Source organism: Kitasatospora sp. NPDC059160 (assembly GCF_042755465.1).
GTDB lineage: Bacteria > Actinomycetota > Actinomycetes > Streptomycetales > Streptomycetaceae > Kitasatospora.
The window spans coordinates 54125-80603 of record NZ_JBHZCN010000008.1; the positions used below are offsets into that span (position 1 = coordinate 54125).

The 26479-nt window shown below is 73.8% G+C and carries 21 protein-coding genes; 14 read left to right on the forward strand and 7 right to left on the reverse strand.

Annotated elements, in window-relative coordinates; translation table 11 throughout:
- Positions 1-126: 126 nt before the first annotated feature.
- Positions 127-1686 carry a protein kinase gene (locus ACFXOZ_RS05035; protein WP_375882930.1) on the forward strand — a complete coding sequence of 520 codons (1560 nt, stop codon included), beginning with the start codon at positions 127-129 and terminating at the stop codon, positions 1684-1686.
- 4 nt (positions 1687-1690) lie between these two features.
- Here the strand turns inward: ACFXOZ_RS05035 and ACFXOZ_RS05040 are convergent, their stop codons facing one another.
- Both ACFXOZ_RS05040 and ACFXOZ_RS05045 read right to left on the reverse strand, forming a co-directional pair.
- Positions 1691-2794, reverse strand: a complete 1104-nt coding sequence (locus tag ACFXOZ_RS05040; protein ID WP_380587553.1) for a phosphotransferase enzyme family protein — start codon at positions 2792-2794, stop codon at positions 1691-1693.
- Between the two features lie 64 nt (positions 2795-2858).
- Complete coding sequence (locus ACFXOZ_RS05045; RefSeq protein ID WP_350506572.1) at positions 2859-3518, reverse strand: response regulator transcription factor; 660 nt, start codon at positions 3516-3518, stop codon at positions 2859-2861.
- A gap of 426 nt (positions 3519-3944) precedes the next feature.
- On the opposite strand from ACFXOZ_RS05045, the gene pdhA reads away from it, so the two are divergent.
- From pdhA to ACFXOZ_RS05075, 6 genes are all read left to right on the forward strand, one after another.
- Positions 3945-5099, forward strand: a complete 1155-nt coding sequence (gene pdhA, locus ACFXOZ_RS05050; RefSeq protein WP_375882834.1) for a pyruvate dehydrogenase (acetyl-transferring) E1 component subunit alpha — start codon at positions 3945-3947, stop codon at positions 5097-5099.
- Positions 5099-6070: an alpha-ketoacid dehydrogenase subunit beta gene (locus ACFXOZ_RS05055; protein ID WP_375882831.1), complete on the forward strand. Its 972-nt coding sequence runs from the start codon at positions 5099-5101 to the stop codon at positions 6068-6070. Before pdhA ends, ACFXOZ_RS05055 begins: the two co-directional genes overlap by 1 nt.
- 15 nt (positions 6071-6085) lie before the next feature.
- Positions 6086-7528 carry a dihydrolipoamide acetyltransferase family protein gene (locus tag ACFXOZ_RS05060; RefSeq protein WP_380587556.1) on the forward strand — a complete coding sequence of 481 codons (1443 nt, stop codon included), beginning with the start codon at positions 6086-6088 and terminating at the stop codon, positions 7526-7528.
- A gap of 366 nt (positions 7529-7894) precedes the next feature.
- The gene (locus ACFXOZ_RS05065; RefSeq protein WP_380523796.1) at positions 7895-9124 is read left to right on the forward strand and encodes a benzoate/H(+) symporter BenE family transporter; all 1230 of its coding nucleotides are present in this window, start codon (positions 7895-7897) and stop codon (positions 9122-9124) included.
- 192 nt (positions 9125-9316) lie between these two features.
- Positions 9317-10549: a M64 family metallopeptidase gene (locus ACFXOZ_RS05070; protein ID WP_380396373.1), complete on the forward strand. Its 1233-nt coding sequence runs from the start codon at positions 9317-9319 to the stop codon at positions 10547-10549.
- A gap of 90 nt (positions 10550-10639) precedes the next feature.
- Positions 10640-12001, forward strand: coding sequence for a nitrate/nitrite transporter (locus ACFXOZ_RS05075; protein ID WP_380587559.1), 1362 nt, complete (start codon positions 10640-10642; stop codon positions 11999-12001).
- 74 nt (positions 12002-12075) lie between these two features.
- On the opposite strand, the gene ACFXOZ_RS05080 is transcribed toward ACFXOZ_RS05075, so the two are convergent.
- The gene (locus tag ACFXOZ_RS05080) at positions 12076-12903 is read right to left on the reverse strand and encodes a Bro-N domain-containing protein (RefSeq protein WP_380587562.1); all 828 of its coding nucleotides are present in this window, start codon (positions 12901-12903) and stop codon (positions 12076-12078) included.
- A 168-nt stretch (positions 12904-13071) separates the two neighbouring features.
- Positions 13072-13893, reverse strand: a complete 822-nt coding sequence (locus ACFXOZ_RS05085) for a maleylpyruvate isomerase family mycothiol-dependent enzyme (RefSeq protein WP_375882815.1) — start codon at positions 13891-13893, stop codon at positions 13072-13074.
- Between the two features lie 173 nt (positions 13894-14066).
- Between ACFXOZ_RS05085 and ACFXOZ_RS05090 the strand changes: the two genes are divergently transcribed.
- The 3 genes from ACFXOZ_RS05090 to ACFXOZ_RS05100 all read left to right on the forward strand — a co-directional run bounded on the left by ACFXOZ_RS05090 (position 14067) and on the right by ACFXOZ_RS05100 (position 16834).
- A complete protein-coding gene (locus ACFXOZ_RS05090) occupies positions 14067-14864 on the forward strand; it encodes a carbon-nitrogen family hydrolase (RefSeq protein ID WP_375882812.1) in 798 nt (265 codons plus the stop codon).
- A 147-nt stretch (positions 14865-15011) separates the two neighbouring features.
- Positions 15012-16073, forward strand: a complete 1062-nt coding sequence (locus ACFXOZ_RS05095; protein WP_380587565.1) for a GntR family transcriptional regulator — start codon at positions 15012-15014, stop codon at positions 16071-16073.
- 113 nt (positions 16074-16186) lie between these two features.
- Positions 16187-16834 (forward strand): hypothetical protein, encoded by a 648-nt coding sequence (locus ACFXOZ_RS05100; protein WP_375882807.1) that lies wholly within the window; start codon positions 16187-16189, stop codon positions 16832-16834.
- Between the two features lie 77 nt (positions 16835-16911).
- Here the strand turns inward: ACFXOZ_RS05100 and ACFXOZ_RS05105 are convergent, their stop codons facing one another.
- On the reverse strand, positions 16912-17697 hold the full coding sequence (locus tag ACFXOZ_RS05105) for an SLATT domain-containing protein (protein ID WP_375882804.1): 786 nt from the start codon (positions 17695-17697) through the stop codon (positions 16912-16914).
- A 366-nt stretch (positions 17698-18063) separates the two neighbouring features.
- Between ACFXOZ_RS05105 and purD the strand changes: the two genes are divergently transcribed.
- The 4 genes from purD to ACFXOZ_RS05125 all read left to right on the forward strand — a co-directional run bounded on the left by purD (position 18064) and on the right by ACFXOZ_RS05125 (position 24449).
- The gene (gene purD / locus ACFXOZ_RS05110; protein WP_375882802.1) at positions 18064-19311 is read left to right on the forward strand and encodes a phosphoribosylamine--glycine ligase; all 1248 of its coding nucleotides are present in this window, start codon (positions 18064-18066) and stop codon (positions 19309-19311) included.
- 621 nt (positions 19312-19932) lie between these two features.
- Entirely contained in the window at positions 19933-21513 is a 1581-nt protein-coding gene (locus ACFXOZ_RS05115; protein WP_380523803.1) for a hypothetical protein, read from the forward strand.
- A gap of 364 nt (positions 21514-21877) precedes the next feature.
- Entirely contained in the window at positions 21878-23416 is a 1539-nt protein-coding gene (locus ACFXOZ_RS05120; RefSeq protein ID WP_380523806.1) for a N,N-dimethylformamidase beta subunit family domain-containing protein, read from the forward strand.
- Positions 23417-23549: 133 nt separating this feature from the next.
- The gene (locus ACFXOZ_RS05125; protein WP_375882793.1) at positions 23550-24449 is read left to right on the forward strand and encodes a phosphoribosylaminoimidazolesuccinocarboxamide synthase; all 900 of its coding nucleotides are present in this window, start codon (positions 23550-23552) and stop codon (positions 24447-24449) included.
- 31 nt (positions 24450-24480) lie between these two features.
- On the opposite strand, the gene ACFXOZ_RS05130 is transcribed toward ACFXOZ_RS05125, so the two are convergent.
- A complete protein-coding gene (locus tag ACFXOZ_RS05130; protein WP_375882790.1) occupies positions 24481-25101 on the reverse strand; it encodes a response regulator in 621 nt (206 codons plus the stop codon).
- Positions 25102-25195: 94 nt separating this feature from the next.
- Entirely contained in the window at positions 25196-26422 is a 1227-nt protein-coding gene (locus ACFXOZ_RS05135; protein ID WP_375882787.1) for a sensor histidine kinase, read from the reverse strand.
- Positions 26423-26479: the final 57 nt, after the last annotated feature.

The window sequence follows — 26479 nt, forward strand, 5'->3', positions numbered from 1 at the left end:
GAGACGGGTGCCCGAGCGAACGGCCGGACCGGCGGCACGCCGGGGATCCCCGGGCCGGGCAGCGAATCCGCGACCTCCGCGCTGCCGCCGTTCGGCGGTTCGCAGACACCGGGCCGCGGGGTGCCGATGGGCACGGTCGGCGACGGCCGCTACCGGCTGACCCACCGGCTCGGCCGCGGCGGCATGGCCGAGGTCTTCGCCGCCGAGGACGTGCGGCTGGGCCGCACCGTCGCGGTCAAGCTGCTGCGCGGCGAGCTGGCGCAGGACGACATCGCCCGGGTGCGCTTCACCCGCGAGGCGCACGCCGTCGCGGCGCTCAACCACCACTCGATCGTCGCGGTCTACGACACCGGCGAGGAGTACGTCGGGGACGAGTCCACGCCGTACATCGTGATGGAGCTGGTCGAGGGCCGGACCGTCCGCGAGCTGCTGGCGGACGAGGAGGCGCCGCCGGTCGACCAGGCGCTGATCATCATCGCCGGGGTGCTGGAGGCGCTGGCCTACAGCCACCGCAACGGCATCGTGCACCGCGACATCAAGCCCGCCAACGTGATCATCACCAACGCCGGCGCGGTCAAGGTGATGGACTTCGGCATCGCCCGGGCGCTGACCGGCGGGGCCACCACGATGACCCAGACCGGCATGGTCATGGGCACCCCGCAGTACCTGTCGCCCGAGCAGGCGCTCGGCAAGCCGGTCGACCACCGCTCCGACCTGTACGCGGCCGGCTGCATGCTCTTCGAACTGCTCACGCTGCGCCCGCCGTTCACCGGCGACACCCCGCTCTCGGTGGTCTACCAGCACGTCCAGGACCCGCCGATGCCGCCCTCGCAGGCCAACGGCCGGGTGCCGGTCGGCCTGGACCCGCTGGTGCTGCGCTCGCTCGCCAAGAACCCGGACGACCGCTTCCAGGACGCCGACGAGTTCCGCGCCCACCTGCAGCACGCGCTGCGCGAGATGCACGGCGCGGGCGGGGCCGGCTGGGTCGGCGCGGGCACCGGGCTGCCCGGGGACACCGGGGCCACCCAGGTGCTCCGGCCGGACCAGGCGGCCGCCACCCAGGCCTTCGGCGCGGTCGGCGCCGGCGACCAGACCTCGGTGATGCCGTACTCCACGGGCGGCCCGCACACCCCCTCCCCGTACCAGGGCGGCGGCTCGTACGGCGGCGGTGGCGGCGAGGACGACCACGGCGACCACGGCGGCCGGCGGCGCGGGCCCTGGGGCTGGCTGGCCGGCGGGATCGCCGTGCTGGTCGCGGCCGGGGCCGGGATCGCCTTCGCGCTCAGCGGCACCGACGTGAAGACGCCCGTCGTGCCCAGCACGCCCGAGCCGGCGGTCAGCACCGTCGAGTCGACCACGCCGACCCAGAGCGGCCAGCTGACCCCGCCGCCGTCGACCTCCGGCAGCCGGCGGCCGCAGCAGCCGAGCGACCCCGGGACGTACGGCGGCAGCGGTGGCGGGGGCGGCACCAACATGTCGCCGTCGCCGACGGGGAAGCACACCCCGACCCCGACGCCGACGGCCACCCACACGCCGAGCGCCTCCGCGACGGCGACGGGCGGGGCGAGCGCCTCGGCGTCGGTGCCGCCCGGCGGCGACGGGGGCAGCACTGGCAGCTCGAAGCCGCTGCCGTCGCAGACCCCGGTCAAGCCGCCGGTGACACCGCCGGTCGGCGGCGGCAACTGACGGATCAGTTGGCGAAGGCGTCCAGGACCTGCTCGTACTCCTGGCACCACCACGCCAACTGGCCCGCCGAGGCGGGGTAGAGCGGGTCGGCCCGGTGGTCGGCCCGCTGGTAGCGCCACTGCAGCATCCAGAAGTCGTTCAGCCGCTCCCACCAGACCCGGTGGACGGCGGCGGCCAGGTGCTCGGCGGTGGCGGCACCGGAGGCCCGGTAGGCCTGGGAGTAGCGGCGGACCCGGACCAGGTCGAGGGCGCCGCTGGTGCGGTCGTTGAAGAGCAGGGTGGCGGCCCGGACGGCCTCCTCGGCGCGCGGCTGCGGGCCGAGCTTGTCCCAGTCGAGCACCGCGGTGACCCGCTCGCCGCCGTCCGGGCCTGCGGTGTGGATCAGGTTGAGGCCGTGGAAGTCGCCGTGGGTCCAGCCGGTGGGCGGGGCGGCGAGCGGGTCGGGCCGTCGCTGGGCGTGCTCGGCGAGCAGTTCCAGCCGTTCGTCGAGCCGTCGGACGACGAGGGCGTCCAGGTCGCCGTTCGGGCGGTGCGCGCGGGCGCGGCGCCGCAGGTCGCGGGCGAGTTCGGCGCTGTCGAGGGGGTCGGCGCTGCGGTAGCCGTCGGGCTGGTCGAGGGGGGCGCAGACGTCGTCGAGTGCGCCGTGCAGTCGGCCGAGCAGCGCGCCGAGGGCGTCGCACTGCAGTGGTTCGAGCTCAGTACCGTGCCGGTGTCGGCCATCGGTCCAGGGGAACAGGGCGAACAGGCGGCCGTTCAGGCCGGCCACCGTCGCGCCGCGGTCGGAGCAGTTCAGCGGGGGTGCCACCGGCAGGCCGAGGGCGTGCAGGTCGGTCATGGCGCGGTGGTGGGCGAGGATCTTCGGGCGGTTGGCGGTGGCGGCGTCGACGTAGCACTTCAGGAAGTACGCGCCGGCCTCGGTGGTGACCCGGTAACCGCGGTTGAGCAGGCCTTCCGCGACCGGTTCGGCGGTGAGCAGCCGCCCCACCCGGAACCGGGCCAGGACCTCGGCGAGTGCGCTGCGCGGTACCGGTGGGCTGAGGGTCCCTATCGGCGGTGCGGAGAGGTCGGGGCGGGCCGGGGCGCAGGCGAGGGTCTGGCTGAAAGTCACGTGCAGAGGTTATGGCCCCCTGGTGGGGGCCCTTGACAAACCGTCACATGTGTGAAGGACCGTATCAGTACTGATGATCGGCCTGGTGCCGCGCCACGTACGCCGCCGCCTGGGTGCGTCGCTCCATGCCCATCTTGGCGAGCAGACTGGAGACGTAGTTCTTCACCGTCTTCTCGGCGAGGTGCAACTCGTTGCCGATCTGACGATTGGTCATCCCCTCGCCGATCAGATCGAGGATCCGCCGCTCCTGCTTGGTGAGTTGGGCCAGCCGCTCGTCCTCCTTCTCGCCGCCGTCGCGCAGTCGGGCGAGCACCCGGCTGGTGGCGACCGGGTCGAGCAGGGAGCGGCCGGCCGCGACGTCCCGGACGGCGGTGATCAGGTCGGTGCCGCGGATCGCCTTCAGGACGTAGCCGGAGGCGCCGGCCATGATCGAGTCGAACAGCGCCTCGTCGTCGGAGAACGAGGTCAGCATCAGGCACTTGATCTCGGGCAGCCGGGAGCGGATCTCGCGGCAGACCTCGACCCCGTTGCCGTCCGGCAGCCGGACGTCGAGCACCGCGACGTCGGGGTGGACCGCGGGGATCCGGGTGAGCGCCTCGGCGGCGGTGCCGGCCTCGCCGACGATCTCGATGTCGTCCTCGACCGACAGCAGGTCGTGCACGCCCCGTCGGACGACCTCGTGGTCGTCGAGCAGGAACACCCTGATTTGTCCGTTATCAGTCACGCCCAAAGCCTCCCATACCACCGTACAAAAGGCCTATCGTCCCCAGTGCCGTAAAGGCGGGATCCAGCCACACCCGACCGAAACCGATACCGAGAACCCCCTTACGTACGGGCTTCCGCCCGGATAACGTGCGCTGGTGTCCTGAAGGCGCTCGAATTGAGAGCTGCGTCACGCCGACCGTCACCCCCACCCTTCCGACGGCGAGCCGGGCGCGGCACCCTCGGGGTCGTAGGCCCTGAACAAGTAGGACGTCCTAGCGCAAGCGCGCCAAGGGCGGACGCTGGGTAACGTTCTCGTGAGGGACGCCGTCGGAACAGGATCACCACCTGCCACGCAGTAGGTGCGCACACCCACGCGCGCCCCGCGAGGCGGTGACCGGACCGGTCACCGGCGACCCCGGGCGGCCGGACAGACCGAGGAGTGAACGTGACCGTCAAAAGCACGGCGAGGACCCGCAAGAAGGCGGCCCCCGCTGTTCCTGACACCCTCCGCGCCACGGGAACGGACGTCCAGCCGGAGCTCGTCCAACTGCTCACGCCGGAAGGCGAGCGGGTCGAGCACCCGGACTACCCCCTCACCACCACTCCCGAGGAGCTGCGCTCCCTCTACCGCGACCTGGTGCTGGTGCGCCGGTTCGACGGCGAGGCGACCTCGCTCCAGCGCCAGGGCGAGCTGGGCCTGTGGGCCTCGCTGCTCGGCCAGGAGGCGGCCCAGGTCGGTTCCGGCCGGGCCATGCGCACCGGCGACTACGCCTTCCCGACCTACCGCGAGCACGGCGTCGCCTGGTGCCGCGACGTGGACCCGCTGAACCTGCTCGGCATGTTCCGCGGCGTGAACCACGGCGGCTGGGACCCGAACGAGAAGAACTTCCACCTCTACACCATCGTGATCGGCGCGCAGGCCCTGCACGCCACCGGCTACGCGATGGGCATCACCAAGGACGGCACCGACGACGCGGTGATCGCGTACTTCGGCGACGGCGCGTCCAGCCAGGGCGACGTCAACGAGGCCTTCACCTTCGCCTCGGTCTACAACTCGCCGGTGGTGTTCTTCTGCCAGAACAACCAGTGGGCGATCTCCGAGCCCACCACCACCCAGACCAGGATCCCGCTGTACCGCCGCGCCTCCGGCTTCGGCTTCCCCGGCGTCCGGGTCGACGGCAACGACGTGCTGGCCTGCCTCGCGGTCACCCGCTGGGCGCTCGACCACGCCCGCAGCGGCAACGGCCCGGTGCTGATCGAGGCCTTCACCTACCGGATGGGCGCGCACACCACCTCCGACGACCCCACCCGCTACCGGGCCACCGAGGAGACCGAGGCCTGGAAGGCCAAGGACCCGATCCTGCGGCTGCGCACCCTCCTGGAGAAGGAGGGCCTGGCGGACGAGGAGTTCTTCGCCTCCGTCGACGCCGAGAGCGAGCAGCTGGGGCTGCGGGTGCGTGAGGGCGTGCGCAGCATGCCGGACCCGGACCCGACGCTGATCTTCGACCACGTGTACAGCGAGCCGCACGCGCTGGTCGACCAGGAACGGGCCGAATTCGTCGAGTACGCGGCCTCCTTCGAGGCGGGGGAGAACCACTGATGGCCGGTCAGAGCATCGCCAAGGCGCTCAACGACGCGCTGCGCAAGTCGCTGGAGAACGACCCGAAGACCGTCCTGATGGGCGAGGACATCGGCAAGCTCGGCGGCGTCTTCCGGATCACCGACGGCCTGCAGAAGGACTTCGGCGAGGACCGGGTGATCGACACCCCGCTGGCCGAGTCCGGCATCATGGGCACCGCGATCGGCCTCGCGCTGCGCGGCTACCGCCCGGTCGTGGAGATCCAGTTCGACGGTTTCGTCTACCCGGCCTTCGACCAGATCGTCTCCCAGCTGGCGAAGATGCACGCCCGCGCGCTCGGGCACGTCAAGATGCCGGTCACCGTCCGCATCCCCTACGCGGGTGGAATCGGCGCGGTCGAGCACCACAGCGAGTCGCACGAGGCGTACTTCGCGCACACCGCCGGTCTGCGGGTGGTCACGCCGTCCAACGCGCACGACGCGCACTGGATGCTGCGGCAGGCCATCGAGTCCGACGACCCGGTCATCTTCCTGGAGCCCAAGCGGCGTTACTGGGACAAGGGCGAGGTCGGCGCCGCCGCCGACCTGGGGCTGCACGAGGCCCGGATCGTCCGCCCCGGCACCGACCTGACGCTGATCGCGTACGGCCCGATGGTCAAGGTCTGCCAGGAGGCCGCCGCGGCCGCCGAGGAGGACGGCCGCCGGCTGGAGGTCGTCGACCTGCGCTCGCTCTCCCCGGTGGACTTCGCCGCGCTGGAGGAGTCGGTCAAGCGCACCGGGCGGGCCGTCGTGGTGCACGAGGCCCCGGTATTCCTGGGCATGGGCGCCGAGTTGGCCGCCCGGCTCACCGAGCGGTGCTTCTACCACCTGGAGGCACCGGTCCTGCGGGTCGGCGGCTACTTCGCGCCGTACCCGCCGTCCCGCGTCGAGGAGGCCTTCCTCCCCGACCTGGACCGCGTGCTCGACGCCGTCGACCGCGCGCTCGCGTACTGATACCGGGGAGCGAAGATGACCACCGAAGTTCGCTCGCTCCGCGAGTTCAAGATGCCGGATGTGGGCGAGGGCCTCACCGAGGCCGAGATCCTCAGCTGGTACGTCAAGCCGGGTGACACCGTCACCGACGGGCAGGTCGTGTGCGAGGTGGAGACCGCCAAGGCGGCGGTGGAGCTGCCGATCCCGTTCAACGGGGTCGTCGAGCAGCTCTTCTTCCCCGAGGGCGCGACGGTCGACGTCGGCACCGCGATCATCTCGGTGGCGGTCGCCGGGGAGGCGGGGGCCGCTCCGGTCGCCGCACCCGCCCCGGCGCCCGCTGTCGCCGCGGCCGCGGCTCCGGCCGTCGAGGCCGAGCCGGAGCGGCGGGAGGTGCTGGTCGGGTACGGCCCGCGCACCGGCACCGCCCAGCGCCGGGCCCGGCGGACCACCACGGCCACGGCCACCGCTACGGCGAAGGCCGCGGCTCCGGTCGCTCCGGTCGCCGCCCCGGCTCCGGCCGCGCCCGTCTCGCCGGTCGAACTGCCCGTCGGTGAGCGGCCGTTGGCGAAGCCGCCGGTGCGCAAGCTGGCCAAGGACCTGGGCATCGACCTGCGGTCCGTCACCCCGACCGGTGCGGGCGGGGTGATCACCCGTGAGGACCTGCACGCCCACGCGGCGGCCCAGGCCGCTCCGGCCGCTCCGGTCGCCGAGCCGGTCGTGGCCGAGGCCGGCGAGGCCGTCGGGACCGTGGCGGCCCCGGCGCCGGTGTCCGGTTCGGGCGACGTCCGGGTGCCGATCAAGGGCGTCCGCAAGGCGACCGCGCAGGCGATGGTGGCCTCGGCCTTCACCGCCCCGCACGTCACCGAGTTCGTCCAGGTCGACGTGACCCGCACGATGAAGTTCGTCCGCAAGCTCAAGGAGAGCGGCGAACTGGGCCGGGACGTCCGGGTCAGCCCGCTGCTGCTGGTCGCCAAGGCGCTGCTGGTGGCGATCAAGCGGCACCCGGAGATCAACGCCCAGTGGGACGAGGCGGCCCAGGAGATCGTGGTCAAGGGCCAGGTGAACCTCGGCATCGCCGCGGCCACCCCGCGCGGCCTGATCGTCCCGAACATCAAGGACGCCGGGTCCAAGACCCTTTCGGGCCTGGCCACTTCGCTCGGCGAGCTGGTCGAGACCGCCCGCCAGGGCAAGACCTCGCCGGCCGACATGCAGGGCGGCACGGTCACCATCACCAACGTCGGCGTCTTCGGCGTCGACACCGGCACCCCGATCCTCAACCCGGGCGAGGCGGCCATCCTCGCCTTCGGCGCGGTCCGGGAACTGCCGTGGGTGCACAAGGGCAAGGTGGTCCCGCGCCAGGTCACCACGCTCGCGCTCTCCTTCGACCACCGCCTGGTGGACGGGGAGTTGGGCTCCCGGGTGCTGGCCGACGTGGCCGGGCTGCTGGAGTTCCCGAAGCGCCTGATCACCTGGGGCTGACGCCCCCGGGGAGACGTGACGAAGGGGCCCTGATCCGCACCGCCGTGCGGATCAGGGCCCCTTCCGGCATCCGTCGGTCGACCGACGGACACGACTAGGCCCAGCCGGTGTCGGTGCCGGTGTCGGCGGCGAGGGCGGCGGTACCGGCATTCTTCGTACAACGGGTGATAACGGACATGCGCATGACGTGACTCCCCAGGGCCGGGTGACTGGTGGTGCGGCGGGCGAGGACGACCGCCCCCCCCCGGCTCCGCCGGTCCCGCTCGCCGCGCCTTCCTTCGTACAGACGCGCATCCCCCGCGGGGGTTGCAGGGGAGTTGGCAGGTTTTCCAGGAGTCTCCGGCCGGGCTTCGGGATACTGCCGGAATGACGGATGAACTGACGATCAGCCCGGAAACGGTGACGAGTGGGGCCGGGGAACGTCGGTCGCTGCGGCGGGACGTGTCGGTGCCGGCCTTGCTGGCGGGGCTGGTCTGCGTCGCGGTGTCGTTCTCCGGGCCGCTGGTGGTCGTGCTCGCGGCGGCCGCCGCCGGGCGGCTGGACCCGGCGCACACCTCCTCCTGGATCTGGGCGGTGGCGATCGGCAGCGGGGTGAGCGGCTTCGCGCTCAGCTGGTGGACCAGGACGCCGGTGATCACCGCCTGGTCCACGCCGGGGGCGGCGCTGCTGGTGACCAGCCTGGGCCACTACCCGTACCGGGAGGCGATCGGGGCGTTCCTGGTGAGTGCGGCCGTGGTGGCGCTGTTCGGGGTGACCGGGTGGTTCGGCCGGCTGATCGCGGCCGTGCCGGTGGGGATCGTGAACGCGATGCTCGCGGGCATCCTGTTCTCCTTCGGCGCCGGGATCTTCGGTGCCGTGCACGGCGCGCCGGTGCTGGTGGTGGGCAGCTTCGCGGCCTTCCTGCTGGCCAAGCGGTTCTCGCCGCGGTACGCCGTGCTGATCGCGCTGGTGGTCGGCGGGGTGCTGGCGGCCCTCACCGTCGGGCTGCCGCTGCACCTGGGCTCGGGCGGGCCGACCGTACCGGTGCTGACCGTGCCGGCCTTCTCCTGGTCGGCCCTGGTGGGGCTGGCGCTGCCGCTCACCATCGTCGCCCTGGCCTCGCAGAACGCGCCCGGGCTCGGGGTGATGCGGGCCTTCGGCTACCGGGCCGACGACCGGCTGCTGATCGGTGCGACCGGGGCGGTGTCGGTGCTGGTGGCGCCGTTCGGCTCGCCCGGGGTGAACCTGGCGGCGATCACGGCGGCGATCTGCTCCGGCCCGGAGGCCCACCCGGACCCGCGCCGCCGCTACGTCGCGGGGATGTCCTCGGGCGTGCTGTACGTGCTGGTGGGCAGCTTCGGCGGGGTGCTGGTGAGCCTGTTCACCGGGCTGCCGAAGGAGCTGATCGCGGTGATCGCCGGGGTCGCGCTGCTGGCCTCGCTGCAGGGCAGCCTGGCGGCGGCGGTCGCGGCGGAGCGCGGGCGGGACGCGGCGGTGGTGACCTTCCTGGCGAGCGCCTCGGGGATGAGCCTGTTCGGCATCGGCTCGGCCTTCTGGGGACTGCTCTTCGGGCTCGGGACGCACCTGCTGCTGGACGTGGGCAAGCGCTCCCGGTGAGCCGCGGGGGAGCCCTCCCGGGATGGACGGGGGCGTCCCCGAGATTGATTGGTATGACAGGTGCAACGGGAATCGTTCGGCCAGGTCGGTGACATTTTCTGCGGCCGGTGGGGGCGACACGCCGGTACGGGTACGTCTCCGCTCCCCCACCCGGGCGACACCGGGTGACCGGAGCCCCGAGGACGCACCCGTATGCCTGCTGGCAACCCTGGCCGTCTCGTCCGGAGTCTGGCCGCCCTCGTACTGGTGTCCACCGCCGTACTCCCGGCCGCCCTGGAACTCGTCGGCCCCTCGCCGTTCGGCGTGATCGGGGCGGGCGCCCCCGTGGACCGGGCGGTGCCCCCGCACACCGCCCTCCGCGCCGACCGGCGGATGCTCACGGCCGCCCCGACCTTCGACATACGCCGCACCGGGGACCCGACCAACCGGATCACCCTGGTCCTGCTCGGCGACGGCTACACCGCGGACGAGCAGGAGGCGTTCCGGCAGCAGGCCGACAAGGCCTGGCACGCGCTGATGGACATCGAGCCGTTCCGCACCTACCAGGGGTTCTTCAACATACGGCGGGTCGAGGTGGTCTCCCCGATCTCCGGGATAGCCGAGACCGAGAGCCGCGGCCGCCACCCCGCCACCCCGCTGGGCATGCACTTCTGGTGCGAGGGCACCGCCCGGCTGCTCTGCGCCGACGAGGGTGCCACCGCCCGCTACGCCGGGGACAGCACCGGCCCGCAGTACCTGATCGCGCTGGCCAACTCGGTCGAGTACGGCGGCGCCGGGGGCACCGGGGTGACCACCCTGGCCGGGGGCAGCCCGGACGCCGGACGGATCATCCAGCACGAGATCGGCCACACCGTGGGGGACCTCGGCGACGAGTACGACAGCGCCCCGGACGACGCCGACTACCCGAACCTCTCCACCCTCAACGCCGAGGACATGCTCAAGAAGCAGACCAAGTGGTGGCGCTGGCTGGGCGCCGTCTCGCCGGACGGCGCCGGCACCGTCGGGGCGTACCGCAGCGCCAACGGCCTCTACCGGCCCACCCCCGACTCCGTGATGCGGACCCTGGGCAGTGCCTACAACCTGCCCTCCCGCGAGGCGATCGTCCAGGAGCTGTACCGCAAGGTCCGGCCGACCGACGCCCCGTCGCCGCCGCCCGGCGAGGTCGCCGGGCTCCCCCGGCTGGACGTCCGGCCGCTGCCGCTGACCGGCGCCCGGCAGCTGACGGTGGACTGGAAGGTGGACGGCGCCCCGGCCGCCCCGCAGGCCGTCGACGGGGGCCGCCTGGACACCGCGCAGCTGGACCTCGCCCCGGGCCGGACGGCGACCGTGACGGCGACCGTCCGGGACACCACGGACTGGGTGCGGGACGAGGCCTTCCGGGACCGCTACATGACCCGGTCGGTGTCCTGGACGGTCACCGGCTGAGAGCCGGACGGTCGTCGCCGGTCGGGGTTCGCGAGCTCACACCGCGGGGACCTGGGCGTCCAATCATGGGATGACTAGTCTGGACGGACTATGACCGTGGAGCCCGCTCGTCCAGCCGCGTCCCTGTCCGTCCCCGCTCCTCGGTCCGCCGTCGGGCCGCCGACGGCCGGGGCCCCCGTACCGCCCGGCGGCCGGGCAGCCTGGCTGGCCTGGTCCGTCGGCGTCAGCGTCTACGTCCTGGCCGTCATCCACCGCACCAGCCTCGGCGTGGCCGGACTGGACGCCGCCGAGCGCTTCGGCATCGGTGCCTCGGCGCTCTCCACCTTCTCGATCCTCCAGGTGCTGGTCTACGCGGCCATGCAGGTCCCGGTCGGCCTGCTGGTCGACCGGTTCGGGCCGCGCCGGGTGCTGCTGCTCGGCGTACTGCTGCTGAGCACCGGCCAGCTGGCCTTCGCGTTCAGCTCCTCCTTCGCCCCGGCGCTGGCCTCCCGGGCCGTGCTCGGCTGCGGCGACGCGATGACCTTCATCAGCGTGCTGCGGATCGCCGCCCGGTGGTTCCCGGCGGCGAAGAACCCCTTCGTCGCCCAGCTGACCGGCCTCGCCGGGATGGGCGGCAACCTGGTCACCACCGTGGTGCTCGCCCAGGCGCTGCACAGCGAGGGCTGGACGCCCACCTTCACCGCGATCGCGCTGCTCGGCGTGGCGGTGTTCGCCCTGGTCGCGCTCTTCCTCAAGGAGGCCCCGGCGGCCGTACGACCGGTCGACCCGCCGCTCGGCACGCCGGTCGGCACGCCGGTCGCCCGCCCGAAGGTCCGACGGCAGATCCAGGACTGCTGGCGGGAGCCGGGCACCCGGCTGGGCCTGTGGATCCACTTCACCACCCAGTTCCCCGGCAACGCCTTCGGCCTGCTCTGGGGCATGCCCTACCTGATCGAGGCCCAGGGGATGACCCGGGGCGAGGCCGGAGGGCTGCTGACCCTGCTGGTGCTCGCCAACATGGCCTGCGGGTTCCTCTTCGGCCGACTGCTCTCCCGCACCGCCCGGACCCGGATGCCCATCGTGCTCACCGTCATCGCCACCACCGCGCTCGGCTGGGCACTCGTGCTCGCCTGGCCCGGCGGGCACCCGCCGATGTGGCTGCTGGTCGGAATCATCCTGGTGATGGGCAGCAACGGCCCCGCCTCACTGGTCGGCCTGGACTACGCCCGCACCCGCAACCCGGCCGAACGGCTCGGCACCGCCTCCGGGATCGTCAACATGGGCGGCTTCATCGGCACGATGATCACCCTGTTCGGCATCGGCGTCCTGCTCGACGCCCTCTCCCCGTCCGGCGCCGGGTCCTACTCCGCCGACGCCTTCCGCTGGGCGTTCTGCTGGCAGTACGTGCCGCTCGCGGTGGGGACGGCGATGATCCTGCGGCTCCGGCGGAGGGTCGCGGCGGCGGACGCGTAGGGTTTCTGACCTGCGGAAACGTGATTACCCTAAGGCGAAGTTAGGGTAATCGCGTTTCCGTATGCGGAGCTGGGTCAGCCGCCGTACTCGCGCATCAGCTCGGCGATCTGCGGCGCGGTTCCGTAGATCCGGGCGCCGTGCATCTCCACGGTCAGGGTTCCTTGCCGCGGCACTCGGGTGGGTTCGGTTTTCGCCGCCTTCCGGAGCCGGATCAGGTCCACCAGCTTCAACTTCGGGCATCCCGGGACGATTCGGCTGCCTCGGATGCCGACCCGCTCCCCACCCGGGCAGGCGAAGTACGCACCGAACGGCGGCCCGCTGTCCTCCTCCCGGTCCGGCAGGTGGAGCACCATTTCCCCGTGCCGGCAGTGGACCGTCCCGTCGGAGTGGACGGTCAGGCCGGGCCAGTCGTCATGTTCGATCTCCGCGACGATCCGAACCTGCTGCCCGATCGCCTCGGCGAGGGTCTCCGCCATCCGCCGCTGCTGGGTGGGGATGTCGGTGTCGCCTCGGCGGACGGAGGGGAGCAGCTCTTCAGTGACCCAGTCCCTGAACGGTTTGGAAGTCGTCTTGTTGGACCTCATCAGCAGCGAGTAGAGGCCCGCTTCACTCACCACGCGCAGGAATGGATTCGCGTGGCTATACAGTTTCTGACCTGCGGAAACGTCGCAACTATCACTTTTGGTGATAGTTACCGATCGCATGTCGACGGTGCGGTGCTGACGGTTCTCCAGCCCCTTGACGGCCTGGGCCGCATTGCCTCGCCCCAGGACCCGGCACACGTCCGCCGTGACGAACCACGGCTCCCCGTCGATCATCACGACGCGGATCGGCTGCCCCGTGACCGGGAAGCTCGACCGCACCAGCACCATCTGTTCCTGCGGTTCCTGTTCGTCGTCCATGCGGACGCCCCTCCTTCTTCCGGGTGATGGCAGTGCTGCCCGGTGAAACGAGGCCAAACAGGTGAGGTTGCCGGTGCTGGATTGACGTATGGGTGCACGAGTGGTGCCGACCCGGCGCGCGGTCGTGCGTGTACGCCGGGTGGTGCGCGCGGGGCTCGCCGTAGCGGCTCAGATGGTGACGGAGAAGGTGGCCAGGACCCGTTCGGCCAGTTCCTTGTCGCCCTCGACGCTGACCGGGCCGGGTCGGCCGCGGCCGCAGGCGAGGCGGACGTAGGTCTCCCAGTCCATGGTGAGCTGGACGTCGGGGGCCAGGCTGATCGACTCGTCGACGCTGCCGCGCCCGGTGGCGTCCACCCGGACGGTGCGCAGGAACTCCACCGGGCCGGTCACGTCCAGGACGAGGGCCGTCCCGGCCGGGGCGCCGGCGGTGTGGGCGACGGCCTTGGGCAGCAGCTCCAGCAGGACGTCCCGGGCGATCAGGGCGCCGGGGGAGTCCAGATTGCCGGGGGCGTCGAGGGCCCGGCGCAGGTCCTGCTCGTGCACCCAGACGTCGAAGGCCCGCATCCGCAGCAGCTGGTGGTACGGCACGTCCGTGGCCAGCGGACCGGCGGGCCATCGGGCCGGCTCCCCGGGTGTCTGCTTGGCGTTCCGCAGCGCGCGGGAGCGGCGGATGATCGTGTACTCCAGCTCGCTGGTCATCTCCAGCGCGGTGTGGCAGCGGCGCTTGTCGACCGGCAGCTCGACGTAGCGGGCGAAATCGGTGGTCACGTGGCGAAGGTCACGCGGCAGCGAGTGGATCGGGCGGGGGTCGCCGAGCAGCTCGGACTCGACCGCGATCACGTGCGAGACGACGTCGCGGACCGACCAGCCGGGGCACTCGGTGGCCCGGTTCCAGGAGCCTTCGGGGAGGGGGGCGACCAGCTCCGATATGGACTCGATGCTCTGGGTCCACGCCTCCGTGTAAGCCTGCACGGTCTGGTTGTCCGTCACGGGAATCTCCGGCCCTCCGTCAGCTTTCCTACGCTCGGCGCCCGGCCGTCGCGGTCGGCCGGGATGGTCCGGCTTCCGGGCGCACACGCTAACCGCACGTTACGCTGCCGGGAGACAGCTGGGCAGCGCTTTCGGGTGACGATCGTAGGTCTCTTGCCGTGGACGGTGGTACTGTGCGCGCTTCATTGATCCAACTCGCGGTCTCCGACGCCGAGCCGGCCGCCGAACGGCGGGCCCGGGCCGCGTCGCTGGTACGGGCCCAGCAGGGTGCCGACCTGGTGGTCCTGCCGGAGCTGTGGCCGCTCGGCGGCTTCGCCCACGACCTCTGGTCGGACGGTGCGGAGACGCTCGACGGGCCCACCTCGGACGCGATGGCGGCCGCCGCGCGGGCCGCCGGGGTGTGGCTGCACGCCGGTTCGATCGTCGAACGCGATCCGGACGGTCCGATCTACAACACCTCGATGGTGTTCGCCCCGGACGGCGAGCTGGTGCACACCTACCGCAAGATCCACCGCTTCGGCTTCGACAGCGGTGAGGCGGTGGTGATGGGCGCCGGGCAGGAGATCGTCACCGCGCCCACCGAGTTCGGCACCCTGGGCCTGGCCACCTGCTACGACCTGCGCTTCCCGGAGCTGTTCCGGGCGCTGCTGGACGCCGGGGCCCAGTTGCTGGTGGTCCCGGCGGCCTGGCCGGCCAAGCGGCGCGAGCACTGGACGCTGCTGGCCCGGGCCCGGGCGCTGGAGGAGCAGGCCTTCGTGCTGGCCTGCAACACCGCCGGGACGCACGCCGGGGTCGAGCAGGCCGGGCACAGCATCGTGGTGGATCCGTGGGGCCGGGTGCTGGCCGAGGCCGGGCCGGCCGAGGAGGTGCTGACCGTCGAGTTCGACCCGGCCGAGGTGGGTCGGGCGCGCGAGGAGTTCCCGGTGCTGCGGGACCGTCTGCTCGGCATTCCGGCGCCGGTCCAGCGGTAGGCACGGGCGGGGGCACGGGGTCCGGGAGGGTTGGTTCGTACCTGCTCCGGGTCCGTTTGAGAAGATGAGCACTCGTCGTGTTCCCCGCCGCCGGTCGGCCGGTCCGTCGCGGGTCGGTACGGTGGCCCGCCCCAGGAGGTCGCGCGCATGTCCGGCACCGGCGCCGGCGACACCCCCCGCCCCGTCGTCATCCAGCGCAACAGCCTGCGCGAGCAGATCGCCGGCGCGCTCCGCGAGGAGATGATGGCCGGCCGGCTGGAGGCCGGCCGCAACTTCACCGTCAAGGAGATCGCCGAGCTGTACGGCGTCTCCGCGACCCCGGCCCGCGAGGCGCTGGTCGACCTCGGTGCCCAGGGGCTGCTGCGGGCCGAGCACCACCGCGGCTTCACGGTGCCGGAGCTGGGCTGGGAGGACTTCCTGGAGATCTTCGAGGCCAGGGTGCTGCTCACCGACAGCTTCCACCGCCAGTTCGCCACCCGCCGGGCCCTGCCCGACCTCACCCGGCTGCCCTCGCTGAGCCGCCGGGCCGACGCGGCGGTGCGGGCCGCCCGGGCCGGGAACCTGGACGTGATGGTGGGCTGCGACCGCCGGTTCTGGCAGGAGGTCTCCGCCCTGCTCGGCAACCGCCGGATCGCGGAGTACCTGGACTGGCTGCGGGTGCAGTCCTGGATGTTCGCCGCGCGGTACCTGCGGGCGATGCCCACCCTGGGCGGGGTCTGCTGGGACCGCCACCCGGACCTGGTCGAGGCGATCGGGGCCCGCGACCTGCACGGCGCGCACCGGATCATCTGCGAGTACAACCTCTTCACCGTCCGGCTGCTGGCCGGGCTGGCCGGGCGGCCGCTGGAGTCCGTGACGGTGCTCGGGCTGCTCACCGAGGTCGCGGACGGCGAACCGCTGCCCGTCCCGGTGGAGCCGCCCGCGCCGCAGCCGGGGTGGCACCGGCCCCGTCAGCTCCCGGCGGACCGGCCGGCGCCGGACGCCGTGGAGGAGTACGGGGCCGCGCCGGAGCCCGGGACGGCCCGGGGCGGGCGGTCCCGGCGGGGTGACGAGGTCGGCCGCGAACTGGGCCGCGAGCTGGGACTCGGCCTCGGTCTGGTGCCGCAGCCGCGCTGGGTGCCGCACACCAGGTTCGGCCGACGGCTGCCCGAGCCGCCCCCCGAGGCTCCGCAGGGACGGCCCGATCCGCGTCCGGCCCCGGGCCGGTAGGGTGGGCGGGCGTCGGACCGGCCGCCCGCACGGGCCGTCCGGGTACCGACCCCGCCCCCCGTCGTCGCCCCGCCCCGCGGGCGATCCCGCCGTCCGGAGAGGAACTGCCGGCCATGGCCTGCGACCTCTGGCTCGTCCCGTTGGTGGACGTGCTGAGCCACAGCCCCGACAACCCCTTCCGGGACGACCTCGCGCTCTACAACGCGGTGCTCACCTCGCGCGGCCTGCCCGAGGTGCCGGTGTACCAGTTCGTCCCGGGTCTGAGCGGGGCGGTCGAGCCGATAGCCGCCTTCGACTACGACTCGCTGCACTTCCTGCGCCGCGCCTACCTGTTGGGCCTCACCGGCCTGGACATCACCCCGGTCGACGCGCTCGGCAGCGACTACGAGCAGCTGCTGGAGATGTTCGAGAGCAGTGCCGAACAGTCGCACCTGGTCTGGCACTTCGACCACGCCGGCGCCTACGTGCCGATCGAGTTCCCGGCCCCGCTGGTGGACGAGACGCTGCTCGCCGCCGGCGGCCCGCTCGGCTCCAGCCACGGGCTGCTGCGCGAACTGCAGGCCGTGGCACCGGCCCTGGGCATCGACCCGCTCAACCCGCCGAGCCCGACCCGACCGCTCGGCCCGACCGGCCTGGAGCAGCCGTTCGGACCGCCGATCGACGACCTGCACCCCTTCGCCCGGGAGCGGCACGCGTGGTCGGGCCTGTACGCGGCGGCGACCCGGAGCCTCGGCCAGGGCTCGATGATCGTCTTCGCCTGACGCCCCGGCATCGCCTCCGGCTCCGCTCCGCCCCGATCCGACCCAGGCCCCCGATCCCGGGTGCCAGGCCCGTCCGGCTAGCGCAGCGGGCCCTCCGGCGGCCGCTGACGCGGCATGGTGGGCCTCGTCCCCGGCGGCGGCAGCACCCGCACCTGGGCGCCCACCCCGGGTTCGGTGCGGCCGCCCCAGGTCCCCGCGGACTGGGTGGGCAGCTGGGTCATCGAGGCGCGGAACTCCAGCATCCACTCCGAGGTCTCGGTGCGGACCATGTCCGAGACGTCCTCGCAGAACCGGCGCAGCACGCCCAGGCAGCGCTCGGCGGCCTCGCCCGCGGTGCCCTCGGTCGGGCCGAGCACCTCGCGCACGCACTCCGACGCCCAGTCGAACTGGAAGGCCTCCAGGCGGCGTTGGAGCGCCTGCGCGGTGGAGACGTCCCGCATCCAGCCGGAGGTGAGGCCGAAGACCCGGTCGGTGCCGTAGCAGGCGGCGGAGAGCGCGAAGCCCACGTAGCCCCAGGCGGTGCCGTGGGCGAGCGTGCCGGTGAGGCCGACCAGCGGGGCGGTCACCCCGCTCGCCGCGAAGCCGGCCGACCCGAAGCGCAGCAGGCGCGCCCAGCGGCGCTTCCAGATCCGGTCCCGGCGGTACCACTCGATCGCCTCGACCGCCCGCTCCTCGGACCAGCGGTAGAGCTCCTCCAGCCGCTCCGCGGGCTCGCCCCAGTCCCCGAGCGGGAACTGGCGGGCGCTCAGATCGGTCCGGTACCGGGTGGAGGCCCGCCGGGCCACGGCTGCGGCGGGCTGGTCCTCCTCGCCGATCTCCTTGCCCCAGGCACTCTCCTCGGGCTGCATTTCCGGCTGGCTCACCTGTGGGGCTCCCTGTGGCGGGCGGGCGGCATGGTCTGTCGGCGCATCGGCTGACGCGACGTCCGCCGGTGGTTGTCCAACAGCACTTCTTACCGCCAAATGGCTGACCGCGGGGAGCTTCCCCGGTGATCGTTACCGGTTTCGGCCACCGGAACACGAGGTGGGGCGGTTGCGGGGCCCGGCGAGATTTCACCCGTCCGAGCGAGGCGCCGGTGACCCGCCGTCCTGACCCGGACACCCGGCGCGCATCCGACCCGGCCCGGCTTGGAGGATCCTCCTAGCTCATCGGTGTACGGACCGCTTCTCCTGGAGGATCCGACGGGACCGGAGAGCGGCCGGAACAGGCCACCGACTACGCTGCCAGGCGTGAAGGTCCTCGTCATCGGCGGCGGCGCCCGCGAACACGCCCTGTGCCGCTCCCTGTCCCAAGATCCCTCCGTGACCGAGCTGCACTGTGCCCCGGGCAACGCCGGGATCGCCCAGGTGGCGACGGTCCACCCCATCGACCAGTCGGACGGCGCCTCGGTCGCCCGACTCGCCGCGGAACTCGGCGCCGACCTCGTGGTGGTCGGCCCCGAGGCCCCGCTGGTGGCCGGCGTCGCCGACGCCGTCCGCGCGGCCGGCATCCCGGTCTTCGGCCCCTCCGGCGCGGCCGCGCAGCTGGAGGGCTCCAAGGCCTTCGCCAAGGACGTGATGGCCGGCGCCGGCGTGCCCACCGCCCGCTCGTACGTCTGCACCACCGCCGAGGAGGCCGCCGAGGCGCTGGACGCCTTCGGCGCCCCCTACGTGGTCAAGGACGACGGCCTGGCGGCCGGCAAGGGCGTCGTGGTCACCTCCGACCGCGCGGCCGCGCTGGCGCACGCCGCCTCCTGCGAGCGCGTGGTCATCGAGGAGTACCTCGACGGCCCCGAGGTCTCGCTCTTCGCCGTCACCGACGGCACCACCGTGCTGCCGCTGCAGCCCGCGCAGGACTTCAAGCGCGCGCTGGACGGCGACGAGGGCCCCAACACCGGCGGCATGGGTGCCTACTCGCCGCTGCCCTGGGCGCCCGCCGGGCTGGTCCAGGAGGTCCTGGACACCGTCCTGCAGCCGACCGTGGACGAGCTGCGCCGCCGCGGCACCGAGTTCTCCGGCCTGCTGTACGCGGGCCTGGCGCTCACCTCGCGCGGCACCCGGGTGATCGAGTTCAACGCCCGCTTCGGCGACCCGGAGACCCAGGTCGTGCTGGCCCGGCTGCGCACCCCGCTGGCCGGCGTCCTGTTCGCCTCCGCCACCGGCACCCTGGACCAGCTGGAGCCGCTGCGCTGGGACGAGGGCGCGGCCGTCACCGTGGTCGTCGCCTCCGAGGGCTACCCGGCCGCGCCGCGCACCGGCGACCCGATCGAGGGCCTCGCCGAGGCCGAGGCGGACGGCACCGCGTACGTGCTGCACGCCGGGACGAGGGCGGACGGGGACGGCCGGGTGCTCAGCGCCGGCGGCCGTGTCCTGTCGGTCACCGCGACCGGCACCGACCTGGCCGAGGCGCGCGAGCGCGCGTACGCGGCGGTGGAGCGGATCTCCCTCAAGGGCGGCCAGCACCGCACCGACATCGCGCTCAAGGCGGCCAACGGCTGACGCCACCGCGACCCCGGCGGCCCCCGTGCGAACCCTTCGCACGGGGGCCGCGGCCGTGCCGGGCCCCCGGGCGGGCGCCGAAGCGTGGCCGAAGCGGGGCCGAACAACCCGCAGGGCGCAGCGCCCGGGGCGTTTCCGGGGTCGGAGCGGTTCCGGGGTCCGACGCACCGATCGGCGGGCGGATTCCAGCCCATCGGGTGACAGCACCCGCATCCGGCTGACGTAACCCGGCGCCCGGCCTTATGGTGCGCTGGATCGCCGTGCGACGGTGCCGTGCGCCGGGGTCGCCGCCGGGTAGCGGCGCGCCCGCGGGGGGATGCTGGACGGCGATCGGCCGGGTGGTCGCCCGGTGCTTCGCACCGGACCGGTAGCGGCCCCCGGGCGGCGTCGCCGGACCGACCGCGGCGTCACCGCGACGACCGGGCGGTGTCACCGGGACGAGTGGAAACCGGGGCGATCCGGAACGCCCGCCCGGACCGGGGCGTCGAAAATGTCAGTAGCGCCACACAGCATGCACTGCCGGGATCGGACGCCTCCGCTTCCCGGTCGGAACTGATCGTTTCGAGTCGCCTCAGGGCCCGTGGCGGGTGCCCGAGGGCTCCGAAGGGGGTGCCGCACCGTATGGCCGTCGACACCGCGCGCGCTCACGCCCAAGCGGTCCTGCGGATCCGGGGCCTCGCCCTGGCCGTGGCCGTCCTGCCCGCCGCCGTGGCGGTGGTCCTGCTCGCGGGCCGGTTCACCGGCCGGATCGGGGCCGCCGGCTCCTCCGACGCCGCCGGCTGGGACGCCGTCCGGTGGGTGGTCTGCGCGGTCGCCGCGCTGACCCTGCTGGTGGCCGGGCTGACCGCCCGGGCACTGCGCCGGGCCGTCCCGCCGCAGATCCCGGCGGTGCCGGTCGAGCGGGCCGGCGCCCCCGAGCTGTACCGGCTGATCGACGAACTGGCCGAGCGGCTGGACGTCCCGGCCCCGTCGGCGGTGGCGCTCACCCCGGACTGCGACAGCTGGCTGGAGGACGTCGCCCCGCCGCGCCGCCCCCACCCGCTGCGGCCGCACCCCTCGCCCGCCGCGCCGGTCCTGGTGATCGGCTCGCCGTTCCTGTGGTGGATGCGGTCCGGCGAGCTGCGCGCCCTGCTCGCCCCCGTGGTGGCCGGCACCGCCGCCTCCGCCGACCCCGAGATCGCCGCCGCCCGCCGCTTTTTGCGCGCCCTGGACGCCTGTCTGGACTCCGGTCCGGCCGCGGCGCCCGGTCTCGGCGGCGGCACCCTGACCGTCCCGCCGGCCCCGCCCCGCCGGGGCCCGGCCCGGCTCGCCGACCGGATCACCCGGCGGATCGCCCGCCGGCTGCTGGGCGCCTGCCGCGGCCACTCCGCCGAGCTGGAGCGGTCCGTCGCGGGCTGGGCCTCCGAGCAGGCCAGGACGGTCGACTACGGCCTGCGGATCGCCGCCCAGGAGCAGGTCGGCCTGGCCTACGCCGGCTGGGACCGGCTGCTCACCCGGGTCGCGCTGCCCGCCTGGCGGCTCGGCCGCCACCCCGCGCACCTGAACGCCGGCGTGGTCGCCGCGCTCACCGAGCTGTCCCGCCGCGACCGGCTGGCCGACGGTTACGGCACCCGGCTCGGCGACCGCCCGGCCTGCGACCTGCTGGAGGAGCCCGGCGCGGTGGACCGCGCGGTCTCCCGGCTGGCCGCCGAGCTGTTCTTCGGCCGCCCGGCGGCCGGGACCTGGCACGAGCTGGAGTGGGTCGACTACCCGGCCGAGGTGGTGGACGCCGGCTGGCGGGCCAGGGCCGCCGCCCTGCAGTCCGCCCTGGACCGGCTCGCCCCGCAGTCCCGCCCGGGCGCCCCGACCCTCACCCGGCTGCTGGCCCGGCTGGCCGAGGGCGACGGCGAGCGGCTGGCCGCCGCCCTGGCCGCCCAGCTCGCCCGCACCACCACCCCGGCCCCGCTGCTGGAGCCCGACCGCACCGGCCGCGACCTGCTGGTCGACCACGTCACCGCGATGGTCTGCTGCGCCGCCGTGGACACCGCGGGCGGCGCCCCCGGCCTGGACTGGCTGGACGGCCCGGTGCTGCTGCTCGGCGGGGTCCGCCGCACGGACCTGGCCGGCCCGGTCGCCCAGGCGGTGGAGCAGGGCCAGGACGGGCCGCTGCGCGCCTGGCTGGACGCCGCCGAGGTGCGCCTGGAGAAGCCCGTCCGCCTCTGAGGCCCCGGGAGGCCCCGACCGCCCCGGGGCGGCGCTCGGCCCCCGGCACGCGCCCCCGGGGCCCCCGGCCGCCGGCCGTCTCCGCAGGCCGGAGGCCCTGTCCCGGCGGAGCGGAAGATTCCCGACACCAATTGCTACCGTGGGGTGACGGAGCGCCAGCACTGTGTGGTGTATTAGACCGCACGCACATCCGGGGGGCACGTGCCAACCGGGCCTCGGGAGCCGAAGGCGCGCCGGTGTCGAAAGCGACGAGCGACGAGCGACGAGCGAGGGCAGCGAGCGCCGGAGCGAGGAACGTCGACACCGGATCGGGAGCGGCCGGAGGCGAGCGAGGGATTCGCGGAAGTGCACCTGGGAGGGGCGCGTGGGGACCGAACTCAACGGCCGCTGGGAGTCGGGCACGCACGCTTACAGCGTCTCCGACCCCTTCGGCCAGGGCCCGCTGCCCTGGCTGCGCAGCCCCGACCAGTACCTCGCCGGGGCCGAGGGCGCGGTGCCCTGGTACGTCTCGGTGGACGCGCCCGGCCAGCAGCCGCTGTCGGCGGGGGTGCGGCCCAAGCCGCCGGTCGGCACCCCGCAGAGCTCCAACGACGTGGACCAGCAGATCAAGGGCTTCGCCTCGGCGGGGGTGATCCGCCCCGGCGGCTCGGTGGACTTCCGGGTCACCGTCAACCCGCCGCGCGAGTTCACCGTGGACGTCTACCGGATCGGCCACTACGGCGGCGACGGCGCCCGCCACATGACGTCCAGTCCGCTGATCTCCGGTCTGGCCCAGCCCGCGCCGCTGGTGGTCGAGCGGACGGTCTCCTGCCACCACTGGTGGCACTCCTGGCGGTTGCAGGTCCCGCCGCACTGGCAGCCCGGCGCGTACGTGGCCGTGCTGACCACCGCGGACATGCTGCACCGCAGTCACATCCCGTTCACCGTGCGGGACGTCGCCGAGCAGGGGCGGAGGGCCGAACTGCTGCTGGTGGTCCCGGACGTGACCTGGCAGGCGTACAACCTGTTCCCCGAGGACGGCCGGACCGGTGCCAGCCTGTACCACGCCTGGGACGGCCGGGGCGGCCTGGTCGGCGAGCCCGAGGCGGCCGTCACCGTCTCCTTCGACCGCCCGCACGCCACCGCCGGGCTGCCGCTGCACGTCGGCCACGCGTACGACTTCATCCGCTGGGCCGAGCGCTACGGCTACGACCTCTCCTACGCCACCGCGACCGACCTGCACGCCGGGCTGGTCGACCCGGGCGAGCACCGCGCGCTGGTCTTCCCCGGCCACGACGAGTACTGGTCCGAGCCGATGCGCCGGGCCGCCGAGCGGGCCCGGGACGGCGGCACCTCGCTGGTCTTCCTGTCCGCCAACACCATGTACTGGCGGGTGGAGCTGACCGCCGCCGCCTCCGGCGAACCGAACCGGCTGCTCAACTGCCGCAAGCGGCAGAAGGTCGGGCCGGGCAGCCCGGCCGCCGGGGTGCCCGGCGCGGCCAGCGCGCTCTGGCGGGACGCCGGGGAGCCCGAGCAGCACCTGCTGGGCGTGCAGTACTCGGGCCGGGTCGCCGCGCCCGTGCCGCTGGTCGCCCGGCACACCGCGCACTGGCTCTGGGACGGCACCGGGCTGCAGGAGGGCGACGAGCTGCCCGGGCTGGTCGCGGGGGAGGCCGACCGGTACTACCCGAAGGTCGCGCTGCCCGAGCACACCGAGCGGGTGCTGCTGGCCCACTCGCCGTACCGGGACCTGGCCGGCCGCACCCGCTACCAGGAGACCTCGCTGTACCGGGCGCCCAGCGGCGCCTACGTCTTCGCGGCCGGGACCTTCGCCTGGTCGCCCGCCCTCGGCCGCCCCGGGCTCACCGACGAACGGGTCCAGCGGGCCACCGCCAACCTGCTGGACCGCCTCTGCAAGAACTGAGTCCGGGCCGCGCGGGAACCGAGCCCCGGGCTCCCCGGGAGCCCGGTCGGGCGGGCGTGAAAGACTGCGGGGGCAGTGACCTCCCCTTTCGCGGTGCCCCACGCCCGTGAACGACCCCTGAGGACTGAACACCTTGAGCGGATTTGTCACCAAGCCCGAGCCGGTCCAGGTACCCGGCCTGGTCCACCTGCACACCGGCAAGGTGCGCGACCTGTACCGCACCGGGTCGGGCGAGCTGGTGATGGTGGCCAGCGACCGGATGTCCGCCCACGACTGGGTGCTGCCGAACGAGATCCCGGACAAGGGCCGGGTGCTCACCCAGCTCTCGCTCTGGTGGTTCGAGCGGATCGCCGACATCGTCCCCAACCACGTGATCTCCACCGAGGTCCCGGCCGGCGCCCCCGCCGACTGGAAGGGCCGCACGCTGATCTGCAAGAGCCTGGACATGATCCCGGTGGAGGCGGTCGCCCGCGGCTACCTGGCCGGCTCCGGCCTGACCGAGTACGAGGAGAGCCGCACGGTCTGCGGCATCGCCCTGCCGGAGGGCCTGGAGAACAGCTCCGAGCTGCCCGCCCCGATCTACACCCCGGCCCTCAAGGCCGAGGTCGGCGAGCACGACGAGAACGTCCCGTACGAGGAGACCGCCCGCCGGATCGGCGCCGAGCTGGCCAACCAGGTCCGCCGCACCACCCTGGACGTCTACGCCCGCGCCCGCGACATCGCCCGCGCCCGCGGCATCATCCTGGCCGACACCAAGTTCGAGTTCGGCCTGCTGGACGGCGAGCTGATCATCGGCGACGAGGTGCTCACCCCGGACTCCTCCCGCTACTGGCCGGCCGACGAGTACCGGCCGGGCCGCTCGCAGGCGTCCTTCGACAAGCAGCTGATCCGCGACTGGCTGGTCTCCCCGGCCTCCGGCTGGGACCGCTACAGCGAGCAGCCGCCGCCGGAGCTGCCCGCCGAGCTGGTCGAGCGGACCCGGGCCAAGTACATCGAGGTGTACGAGCGGCTGACCGGCACCAGCTGGGTCTGAGCCCCTCCGCCGCCCGCGAGCACCGGATCCGTCAGATCCAGCCGTGCTCGCGGGCGATCCGCACCGCCGCGTGCCGGTTCTCGGCGCCCAGCTTGGTGGCCGCCGAGGACAGGTAGTTGCGCACGGTGCCCTGGGACAGTCCGGCCCGCCCGGCGATCTCCGCGATCGGGGTGCCGTCCGCGGCCAGTTCCAGGACGTCGGTCTCGCGCGGGGTCAGCGGGGTCTCCCCGGCGCTGATCGCGTCCGCCGCCAGCTCCGGGTCCACGTACCGGCCGCCGGAGAGCACGGTGCGGATGATGCCGGCCAGGTCGGCCGCCGAGACGGTCTTCGGCAGGAAGCCGCGCACCCCGACCTCCAGCGCCCGCTTGAGGTAGCCGGGGCGGCCGTGGCCGGTGACGATCATGCAGCGGCAGTCCGGCAGCACCTGGCGCAGCTCGGTGGCCACCTCGATGCCGTCCTTGCCGGGCATCTGGAGGTCCAGCACCGCGACGTCCGGCCGGTGCGCCCGGGCCATCGCCAGCGCCTCCGGGCCGGAGCCGGCCTGGGCGACCACCTCGATGTCCTCCTCCAGCGAGAGCAGCGCGGCCATGGCGCCGCGGATCAGGTGCTCGTCGTCGGCGAGCAGGACGCGCACGGGCGGGGTGTCGGTCATCGGACGGCCTTCCTCGGCAGCGGGGCCCGCGGTGGCGGGGGATCCGCGGGGGCAGCGGGACCCGCAGTGGGAGCGGGACCCGCGGTGGCAGGGGTCAGAGCGGTACGGCGGCGAGCATCCGGAAGGTGCCCGGCACGGCCGTCGGGACGGTCAGTTCGCCGTCGTGGGCGGCCAGCCGCTCGCGCAGGCCGCGCAGCCCGGTTCCGGCGCCCTGGGAGGGCAGCGGGACCTCCGGCACGCCGTCGTTCTCCAGTTCCAGCACCGCCCGGCCGTCCTCCCGCCGCAGCCGGATCCGGCAGTGGGCGGCCTCGCTGTGCCGCAGCACGTTGGTGGTGGCCTCGCGGATCACCCAGCCGAGCACCGACTGCACCGGCAGCGGCAGCCCGTCGGCGTTCTCGCCGAGGTCGATCTCGCAGGCGATGTCGGCGGAGCGCAGTACGGCCCGGGCGCCGATCGCCTCGGCGCGCAGGTCGGCGGTGCGGTAGCCGCGGACGACGTCCCGGACCTCGCGCTGCGACTCCTGGGCGATCCGCTGCACCTCGGACATCTGCTCGGCGGCCTCCGGGCGCCCGCGCTTGGCGAGTTGGACGGCGAGCTCGCTCTTCAAGGCGATGGTGGTGAGGTTGCGGCCCATCACGTCGTGCAGGTCGCGGGAGAAGCGCAGCCGCTCCTCGGCGACGGCCAGCCGGGACTGCGCCTCGCGGGCGGTGTCCAGTTCCCAGACGACGGCGGTCACCCACGCGGCGCTGCGGCAGCTGCCGATCAGCACGAAGGTGCCGATGACCGCGCCGACCACCCACCCCGCGGTGGTGAGGAGGTTGATGCCGGCCAGCAGCATCGCGGGAGCGACCGCGAGCGGCGCGGCGACCGCGCCGACGAAGGCCCAGCGCACCGGCAGGCCCACCCCGGCCGGTCCGGTGGCCCCGCCCACCAGGGCGGCGGCGATCACGGTGGTGAACGGCGCGCCGGGATTCGGTGACAGGCTGTCGGAGGACGGCCCGAGCAGCAGCAGGGCCCAGGAGCCCCCGACCGCGAGCGCGGCGTTGACGGCCAGCCAGCGGCGGTGGGGGCTGGGCCGTCCCAGGTAGTGGTCGAGGGAGGTGCGGTAGGCCCGGATGGTGACCAGGACCGAGGCGAGGGAGAGCACCAGGGCGACCCGGGCGAGGGAGGCCGAGCCCGTGATCCGTACCGAGGAGGCACTGGCCAGCAGGTTCACCGGCAGCCCGATCCACGCGACCAGGTAGAGCGACCAGCGGAAGTACAGCTCGGCGCGCTGCGGCTTGCCGTAGCCCTTCCAGCGGCGGATCGGCCCCCGGACCATCGCAGTGCCCCCGTCCGAGTCACGATCGTGTCGCTGTCTTCATATCAGAGGCGGGCC

Bases quoted from the DNA above. Each gene is read 5' to 3' on its own strand.
- ACFXOZ_RS05055 (WP_375882831.1), top strand. From the start codon at position 5,099: ATGGCCGGTCAGAGCATCGCCAAGGCGCTCAACGACGCGCTGCGCAAG.
- ACFXOZ_RS05070 (WP_380396373.1), top strand. From the start codon at position 9,317: ATGCCTGCTGGCAACCCTGGCCGTCTCGTCCGGAGTCTGGCCGCCCTC.
- ACFXOZ_RS05075 (WP_380587559.1), top strand. From the start codon at position 10,640: ATGACCGTGGAGCCCGCTCGTCCAGCCGCGTCCCTGTCCGTCCCCGCT.
- ACFXOZ_RS05095 (WP_380587565.1), top strand. From the start codon at position 15,012: ATGTCCGGCACCGGCGCCGGCGACACCCCCCGCCCCGTCGTCATCCAG.
- ACFXOZ_RS05130 (WP_375882790.1), bottom strand. From the start codon at position 25,101: ATGACCGACACCCCGCCCGTGCGCGTCCTGCTCGCCGACGACGAGCAC.
- ACFXOZ_RS05100 (WP_375882807.1), top strand. From the start codon at position 16,187: ATGGCCTGCGACCTCTGGCTCGTCCCGTTGGTGGACGTGCTGAGCCAC.
- ACFXOZ_RS05080 (WP_380587562.1), bottom strand. From the start codon at position 12,903: ATGGACGACGAACAGGAACCGCAGGAACAGATGGTGCTGGTGCGGTCG.
- ACFXOZ_RS05065 (WP_380523796.1), top strand. From the start codon at position 7,895: ATGACGGATGAACTGACGATCAGCCCGGAAACGGTGACGAGTGGGGCC.
- ACFXOZ_RS05035 (WP_375882930.1), top strand. From the start codon at position 127: ATGGGCACGGTCGGCGACGGCCGCTACCGGCTGACCCACCGGCTCGGC.
- ACFXOZ_RS05135 (WP_375882787.1), bottom strand. From the start codon at position 26,422: ATGGTCCGGGGGCCGATCCGCCGCTGGAAGGGCTACGGCAAGCCGCAG.
- ACFXOZ_RS05115 (WP_380523803.1), top strand. From the start codon at position 19,933: ATGGCCGTCGACACCGCGCGCGCTCACGCCCAAGCGGTCCTGCGGATC.
- ACFXOZ_RS05060 (WP_380587556.1), top strand. From the start codon at position 6,086: ATGACCACCGAAGTTCGCTCGCTCCGCGAGTTCAAGATGCCGGATGTG.